The organism is Deltaproteobacteria bacterium (assembly GCA_016931625.1).
Taxonomy (GTDB): Bacteria; Myxococcota; XYA12-FULL-58-9; order XYA12-FULL-58-9; family JAFGEK01; genus JAFGEK01.
In genome coordinates this window covers 1-8,319 of the sequence record JAFGEK010000105.1, presented here as the reverse complement: position 1 = coordinate 8,319, position 8,319 = coordinate 1, and the positions used below count along the sequence as shown (strand labels likewise).

At 40.8% G+C, this 8,319-nt stretch carries 9 protein-coding genes; 5 read left to right on the top strand and 4 right to left on the bottom strand.

All coding sequences use genetic code 11. The annotated features are described in order from the left end of the window. Window positions 1–92 precede the first annotated feature (92 nt). The 4 genes from JW841_09565 to JW841_09550 all read right to left on the bottom strand — a co-directional run bounded on the left by JW841_09565 (window position 93) and on the right by JW841_09550 (window position 3,114). A complete protein-coding gene (locus JW841_09565; protein ID MBN1961183.1) occupies window positions 93–359 on the bottom strand; it encodes a tyrosine-type recombinase/integrase in 267 nt (88 codons plus the stop codon). Between the two features lie 387 nt (window positions 360–746). Continuing rightward, window positions 747–1,322: a GNAT family N-acetyltransferase gene (locus tag JW841_09560; GenBank protein ID MBN1961182.1), complete on the bottom strand. Its 576-nt coding sequence runs from the start codon at window positions 1,320–1,322 to the stop codon at window positions 747–749. A gap of 112 nt (window positions 1,323–1,434) precedes the next feature. Beyond that, a complete protein-coding gene (locus JW841_09555; protein MBN1961181.1) occupies window positions 1,435–2,517 on the bottom strand; it encodes a hypothetical protein in 1,083 nt (360 codons plus the stop codon). Between the two features lie 90 nt (window positions 2,518–2,607). Then, a complete protein-coding gene (locus JW841_09550) occupies window positions 2,608–3,114 on the bottom strand; it encodes a GtrA family protein (protein MBN1961180.1) in 507 nt (168 codons plus the stop codon). A 143-nt stretch (window positions 3,115–3,257) separates the two neighbouring features. Here JW841_09550 and JW841_09545 point away from each other — a divergent pair, with 143 nt between their 5' ends. From JW841_09545 to JW841_09525, 5 genes are all read left to right on the top strand, one after another. Beyond that, window positions 3,258–4,814, top strand: coding sequence for an MFS transporter (locus tag JW841_09545; protein ID MBN1961179.1), 1,557 nt, complete (start codon window positions 3,258–3,260; stop codon window positions 4,812–4,814). Between the two features lie 14 nt (window positions 4,815–4,828). Then, window positions 4,829–5,434, top strand: a complete 606-nt coding sequence (locus JW841_09540; protein MBN1961178.1) for an MBL fold metallo-hydrolase — start codon at window positions 4,829–4,831, stop codon at window positions 5,432–5,434. Window positions 5,435–5,551: 117 nt separating this feature from the next. After that, window positions 5,552–6,316 carry a GntR family transcriptional regulator gene (locus JW841_09535; protein MBN1961177.1) on the top strand — a complete coding sequence of 255 codons (765 nt, stop codon included), beginning with the start codon at window positions 5,552–5,554 and terminating at the stop codon, window positions 6,314–6,316. Then, window positions 6,313–7,533, top strand: a complete 1,221-nt coding sequence (trpB, locus tag JW841_09530; protein ID MBN1961176.1) for a tryptophan synthase subunit beta — start codon at window positions 6,313–6,315, stop codon at window positions 7,531–7,533. The genes JW841_09535 and trpB overlap by 4 nt, the downstream gene beginning before the upstream one ends. 24 nt (window positions 7,534–7,557) lie before the next feature. After that, window positions 7,558–8,319: tryptophan synthase subunit alpha (locus JW841_09525; GenBank protein ID MBN1961175.1), on the top strand; the 762-nt coding region annotated here is incomplete at its 3' end.

Genomic DNA, 8,319 nt, shown 5'->3' with positions numbered 1-8,319 from the left:
AGTGCGTTAGCAGCGCCCGCTGGGATCCGTGCGGGGGGCGGTCCGCAAGGGCCGTCCCTACCGCGACCCGTGATCTGGCGCGCTTTAAGTATTCACTCGGCTAACTTGCGCACCGCGTCCCGTAGCGCCGCTGGTGTTGAATGCACATAAATCATAGTTGAACCAATATCTTCATGACCCAGCAATTCTTTTACATACGGTACTGGTACCCCACGCTCACACAGCATTGAGCCAAAGGTATGGCGTAAAGTATGTGGCCTAACTCCTCTACCTGATAACTCAGCTTCAGCTAACATACGATGAAACAAACGATAAAACGATGATTCTTTAATGCTAGTATGCCGCGTGTTAACAAACACTGGCTCATCAAGTCACAGCACACGGTGCCACAGCACACGGTGCCAAACGACATTAACTCATTGTTATTTCGATGGTTTTAGCGTCTCCTGCTAAAATACACTCCTACTTCAAACCTCATCGATTTGCGCCAGCGTGTAAGAAGTACTTTTTTTTGTGGCGATCGTTAGCGCTGGCGCCAGCAAGGAATTAAATGATAGTCATACTTAGTATTTTTGTAAATACTGTTTTTTCTTCTATTATCATTCTCATCTTAAATTTTATTTTCATCATGCACACTACGGCGCAGCTATCCACGCCATAAATGCCAGTCGATGCTCGGCAAACGGGCACTTCGCGAATTTCCCCTACTTAACATCGCCTCGAATAAATTAAACTTACAGGACTACCTAAAATTGATTATCTCTTCTCAGTTTTGAATAAACTTCGAGCGTTACAAATTTATCATGGTACTTCTTTAACTCTCGCAATTCTCCTTCAAGTACGTACCCTAAAGACTTAGGTATGCAACCTGATCTTTGATTTTCTTTCTCACACATTATGACGATTCTGTTGAAGCCTACTAGTAAAAGTTCGTTCTCAAGCATATCAACGGCATCTCTAATGAAGCCTTTTCCTTCATAATCACCGAGTATCCAATAGCCGATTTCACAACTTTCATTAGTCCAATCGAAATTAAAAGCGCTAACATTGCCAAGATATTCCATATCAAATTTACTGAAAATCGAGTAATTGGCACTTAAATATTGTTTCCAAGCCGCTAATGATTCCTCAATAAATTTTATCTCATCATCAACTGATTTAATATGAGGTGCCCAAGGAAGATAACGGCTAAGTCTTTCTCTATCTTTACAGATAAATTCAAACATCTTCTGGGCAAGACCAATCTCATATTTTTTCAATATTACTTTTTTACCTTCTATCGATTCTTGTAGATACCTTTTTTCCATTTTTTCGCTAAACAACTACCCCTATAATGCCCCCAAGTTATAGAGCTTGAGCCCCAAGTAAAAAATGCCGACATCTTTAATATGCCCAGTTTTATTAGTTCTGGTTTAAGTTCACACCGCTCGCTATTTATTCGTTGGTAATCTCAATATCATCTATATTAAGTGTAAAATAATACCGATAGCTCAAATCATTTGTTTTATAATTTTGTTCGGTCAAATAATAGTTATTGAAAAGGAAAATAAGATTTTTTATCGGGTAATCAATTTTACCATTTTGTTTAGATTCTGGTGGTTGATAATCTTTACGAGGTGAAAAATTACTAAGAGCAATAGTGACTCGCTCCCATTTCTTAAATGGTGACTTAGCTAAAGCGGTAAAATGTTCTCCCTGTGCGTCTTCGAGTTCAACGCCAAAATAGGGATAAGAGGTTTTAGAGTTGGCCCATAGGGCGAAAGTGGTCATATCTGACCAATTAGCTTTTGCTGGAGATAGGTTATAAGCGACAGATAAATAATCTGATATTTCGCTTTCTATTTTTAGAGACCATTTGCCATTATGCGCTAACTGTTGGGTGTAAATTATACCTCTGGTAGAAGCGGTTGGGTCTTTATAAAATTGTAATTGCGGTCTATTCTCGGGTTGTTCAAAATCAGTAATAACAAAGCGTTTCACCAATTTGTTGGATTTAGCTGAAGTCTGGTTGGTAGTACTTATTGATGAAGATGACGATGTTGTAGTTGGGCTAAAGCTAGATAAGCTAACAAATAACTTGGCCAAAATTGGATTGATAGCAGTAATCAATTCTTTTGTATCACCGCTAATTAGGTCATTAGTACGGGATTCTACAGTAACATTTTTAATATTAATAAGCTTAGTAGTAACCAGCCAATCCTCATCTACACGAGCGATTTTAACCGAGACTACACGATCTACACCCAACGCCCCACCAATATTGGCTAAACAACTAACTTCACTGCGGCTTATGATGTCTTTTTGTTTTTCAAAACCAACCATTGCCGCAATATCATCTTGACCAATGACTTGAAAATTGCTGACATTTTGCACACCTGCGAGTACGCTTTCATCGAAAATTTTTGGAATTAATTTCGCACTGATTTTATCATATTGCGTAGGTAGCACGGCAATTTTGATCCGTTCAGCTTGTGCCGTGGTGGTGATTAATAAACTCAGCAATAAAATAGTTTTCATCCCCATATATCCTAACTAATTAATAATAAAAACAACACCTAAATAACACCGACTATCTATTAACCAATACCAGACCCGGTTAACATAGCGTTACTTGGCTGCTACAGTCTTAAACGCGCCAGCAAAAACATGAAAACGTTGCATTGGGTAATTCCATGCAATGCCTACAATTGCAGCTGCAATTGCTACACCTGTAAATTCTTGCATTTGCAAACCATCAACTAAGATATATGCAATTAACGCATTTAACCCTGCCGAGGTAGCGCTTACCATTGCGTAACGCAGCATTTGCCGATGCAACATGCCGCCACGAGCAGCAAATGCCCACCATTTTTTAATTGAAAAATCAATACCTGCACCGATTAATACACCTAAAACAGCTGCAATCAGATAATGCACCCGTAGCGATAGTAATAATGCTACAATAGCAAAATCAACACCTGTGGCAATCAGAGAACTTAGTTGCGATCGAGCTAATCGAGCAATTTCAATTTTAAAAATGCTAGCGCTAGGTTGGGAAGAGCTAAAAGTCACATCATCGATATCACTATCGATATTTATATTTGGGCAAACTGTTGTTTGTTGTTGCATGCTCATTTATTTAGCTTTCGATAACACTTATGTAACACCAATACCAATATTTATGTCACTTTGACGCTCTTTGACGTCGCATTGTTCAAATAAAAAAACAAGTTATTATTTTCTGGCCCAATACCTACAAGCCCATGTATTGGGTGCCAATGGCCAAAAATCGTACAAACACGATCGACAGCATAGCTAATGCAGCAAAAAGTTGGCGTTTTGGCGCAGTAACCCTGCTTTCACTTTCATCAGGTGCCCCCCTTGGTTTGGTGCTTGTTTGTGTACCAGCATGGCTAGCAACAGCTGGCATCGATATTAAAACCATCGGGTTAGTTACTTTGGCGCAGGCACCCTATGCTTTTAAGTTTGTCTGGGCACCTATACTAGATCGTTTTAGTCTGCCAATTTTTGGACATAAGCGTGGTTGGATTTTCTTTTGGCAGCTACTGCTTGCGCTTCTAGTAGGTATTCTTGCCTCTTATGCAGTAAATCCGCAGGTAGCTGCTATCGCAGCATTAACCTTGTTAATCGCCTTTGCTTCAGCATCACAAGATATCGCTATTGATGCCTATGCTGTTGAGTCACTTCGCCCTGACGAACAAGGTCTCGCAGCCGGCTCACGCACTGCACTTTATCGTATTGGCATGTGGTTAGCCGGTAATATTTCAATCACCCTTTGGCCTTATCTTGGCTGGCAAGTTACGCTTTTATGCCAAGCACTAATTTTTTTCTTGCTTCTGCCAGTAACTATATTTGCGCCTGAACCCGAAAATGCTCAACTACCACCTCGCAGTTTACGCGCTGCAATATGGGAGCCCTTTGTTGGCTTTTTTTCTAAATCATCAGCTTTGCAAATTGCTGGTTTTATATTGCTTTATAAACTTGCAGATAATTTGGCTATGGCCCTCATTCGCCCGTTTTTAATAGAAAAAGGCTACAATAATATAGATGTCGGTATTGCCAGTGGCACTATAAGCCTTGGTGGCATCATGTTTGGCACCTTTTTAGGAGGTGCACTCACCATAAGTATTGGCCTGGGTCGCTCATTATGGATTTTTGGCTTTATGCAAGCCTTATCAGGTCTTGGTTATGCTGTTGTTGCTAGCATCGGTATTAGTCGTCCAATCATGTACACTGCCATGGCAATCGAATCAACAACTGTGGGTTTAGCTACCGGAGCCCTCGATGTCTTATTACTGCGTCTTACTGATAAAAGATTTTCCGCTACTCAATTTGCCCTGCTTAGCAGCATTTTTGCTATTGGCCGCACCGTAGTTGGCCCGATTGCTGGTTTTGTAGTTGACGCTATTGGCTGGCGCGAATTTTTTATCTTTACCGTTTTTTGCGCAGCCCCAGGGCTAATAATGCTACGGCGTTTTGCACCGTTGGGCGCCAGGGAAATTATATTTAATATAGATAGCAATTCTAACACATTACCACCCTTATCGCACTTAGCGTTATTTATACGTGGTCTATTAGGTTGTTTTGCTGGTATTGTTTTTGCGGCTAGTTTTTCGTTAGTACTTAAAATTTTAAAAGCTCTTCATGATAATATTCCGCTTGCAAAATCTAAGCTTTGGCAGTCGCTCATATCCCCAACATCTATCGAAGATTGGTTAGCAATTACAGGTTATATTGCCTTTGGTTTAGTCATTGGATTTGCTGCTGCAGCTTATTGTGCTGCAAGACGACATCCATTAAAAAATTTATCTTAAAACACGGAGTATAAATGTTAGTATCTCAACTTGAAGTCGGTCCTATGCGCAATTTTGCTTATATTATTGGTGATCAAGAAGGTGGTAGTGGCGTAGTTATTGACCCAACTGCTGAGTTAGATCGCCTCGAAGCTGAGCTGCAAAAATACCATTTAAACCTTCGCTATGTCATTAACACCCATGCACATTTCGACCATATTGGTGGTAATCAATATTTACGCTCAATAGGCGCTAAATTAGTCGCTCACCAAGATGCACCTACAAATCCCGATATAAAACTTAAGCATGAAGAAATTCTAATGTTGGGCAACTTACCAATTCGCTGTTTACATACTCCTGGTCATTCTTTCGACGGTATTTGCTTGGTCGCGGATAAGTATTTATTTACGGGCGATACCCTTTTTATTGAAGGTTGTGGGCGTACTGATCTACCAGGCTCTGACTCTCGTGCTATGTATCACTCTCTTACCAGCATCATCGCATCTTTGCCTGATGAACTCATCGTTATGCCCGGCCATGACTATGGTCCAGTACCACAACGAACTTTAGGTGAAGAAAAACAAAAAAACTTTACCTTATCGCCACGTGCCATTGATAATTTTCGCGATTTTATGGGATGATTAAAAATTATTTTTTATCTCTTTTTAACCATTTATTATCTCTCTTTTTAATTAAATAAAAGATTATATTGTTAAGTTGTCTTGACAACTTAACAAGTGCCTGTTATTGTCACAATCATGTTAAACCATCAGTCACCTACTCCTTTATATCGCCAACTTGCTGATGAATTAAGCCGACAGATCCGCTCTGGCGAATTGCCAGTAGATGGGCGTATTCCCTCTGAGCCTGAACTCGCTAAAACCTTTGGTATTGGTCGTCCAACCGTACGTCAAGCTACTGATTGTTTGGTACGTCGCGGTTTGCTTGAACGGCGCCGTGGCGCTGGCACTTTTGTTGTAGCCTCACATGAACCTGTTGATCTCTTCACCTTAGGGGGCACAGCAGCAGCCTTTCATGGCGCTGGTCTTGAATTAATTACCACTATCATTTCACCTCCACGTTTACTTAACCATTTACCATCTGAGACTGGTCCGCTTGCTAGCCAAAGCGGTTATGTTTTCACTCGTGTCGGTAGTCTTGATAACAAACCGGTCTTACTCGAACAAATGGCGCTGCAACAATCAACTTTTCCAGAATTTGAAAAGTTGCCGCTAAGTCATGAACCACTTTCAGCACTGGTCGAACATCACTATCATCGTCGCCCTACTAGTGGTCATCAAACCCTGCGCGCGCACAGTGCTACTGCACTTGAAGCTGAAATTTTAGAAATCGATGCTGATGCTAGTGTATTACTAGTTGAACGCACTTTAGATTTTGGTAACGCCCTTAATGCATTTTATGCACGTATGCTGGTTGTAACTTTTAGAGTGGCACTAACCCAAACTCTCAATACAACTGCTAGTTTGAGTGCTACGACTTTAACGCGAGATAAAACATCATGAAAGACCGTGGCTACTTTGGTCAATTCGGTGGCGCTTATGTCCCCGAAATTTTAACTGTTACTTTTGACGAACTTGAAGAAGCTTTTCTTGGAGCTCGTAATGATCCTATTTTCTGGCCACAATTTGAAAAATTAATGCAGACATATTCATGTCGGCCAACTCCTATTACCTTTGCTGAAAACCTAACCTGTCATTTTGGTGGCGCACGCATCTATATAAAACGTGAAGATCTCAACCATACCGGAGCTCATAAAGCTAACAATGTTATGGGACAAGGTTTGTTAGTTAAACGCATGGGTAAAACTCGCGTTATTGCTGAAACTGGCGCCGGACAACATGGCGTCGCTACTGCCACTATGGCGGCTAAATTTGGTTTTGATTGCACTGTCTATATGGGTGAGGTTGATGTTGAGAGACAACGACCCAATGTATTTTGGATGGAACGCTTAGGTGCAAATGTTATCTCGGTAAAAGACGGCTCACGCACCTTAAAAGACGCCATAAATGCTGCGTTTCGTGATTGGATTGCCAATATGGATACTACTCATTATGTGCTTGGCACTGCTTGTGGTCCGCATCCTTTCCCAACCATGGTTACTTATTTTCAATCGATCATAGGTAAAGAAGCGCGGCAACAAATAATTGATGAAACCGGTAAACTACCAACCCGTATCTATGCCTGCGTAGGGGGTGGCTCAAATGCCTTAGGTATATTCAGTGGCTTTCTTAAAGATAAAGAGGTCGAACTTATTGGCGTTGAAGCTGGTGGCAAAGGTATACCTTCTGGTGAGCATGCCGCACGTTTAGCCTCAAGTGATGGTAAACTTGGTGTCGCTCAAGGATATCGTAGTTACTTCTTGCAAAATAGCGACGGCCAAATGCTACACACTCATAGTGTTGCTGCTGGTCTAGACTATACTGGTGTCTCGCCACTATTATCTCATTATCGTGATATTGGTAGGGTACGTTTTGAAGCGGCGTTAGATACTGAAGTTATCGAAGCCTTGCAATTAACTACTCGTAAAGAAGGTTTGATTCCAGCACTTGAATCAACTCATGCCTTTGTACAGGCATTTAAAGAAGCGCCATCTTTAACTTCACAAGATATTATTCTTATCAACCAATCCGGGCGTGGTGATAAAGATATTTTCACTATTGCACAAGCCTTTAACGATCCGGCCTGGAAAGAATTCATTCGTGATAAAGCCAATTCTTAAACCAAATTAATGTTGAGAATTAACATGTTAGAAACATATATCCGTGAGCGCCTACAAAATCGCCGTTTGTTGCTAATGACCCATATTATAATTGGTTATCCCAGCCTTGATGCCTCATTAAAAATTGTTGATGCAATGGTTGAGGCTGGTGTCGATTTAATGGAACTACAAATTCCGTTTTCTGAACCTATTGCTGATGGTCCCGTAATATTGCGAGCCAATCAACATGCCTTAGCTAACCACACTACCGTAGATGATTGTTTGGCCTTTGCTCATAAAGTAACTGCGCGTCATCATATTCCATTTGTTTTTATGAGTTACTATAATATCGCTTTTACGCGCGGAATTGCCCGCTTTACTAATGAAATGTGTCAGGCAAATATCCGTGGCGCTATCATACCAGATTTACCCCACGAAGAAGGTCGTGAATATTTATCCGCAATGCGTACCAAAAATCTCGAACCAATTTTTCTTTTCTCACCCAATACTACAAAGCAACGTTTAAACGAAATCGCATCAAACGCTAGTGGTTTTATATATTGTATCGCTCGCAAGGGTGTTACTGGTGCTGAAACTCTATTTGCTTTTGAACTTGAAGAATATTTCAAACGTTGTCGCGCTGCGACTAATATACCATTGGCAGTTGGTTTTGGCGTGCGTAAACGTGATGATCTAAAATATTTACATAACAAAGTAGATATTGCGGTTATTGGCTCTGAAACTATTAGAGTACTTGATGAACAAGGTACTTTGGGTGTCTCAGCTTTTATTAAAGATTTACTACGT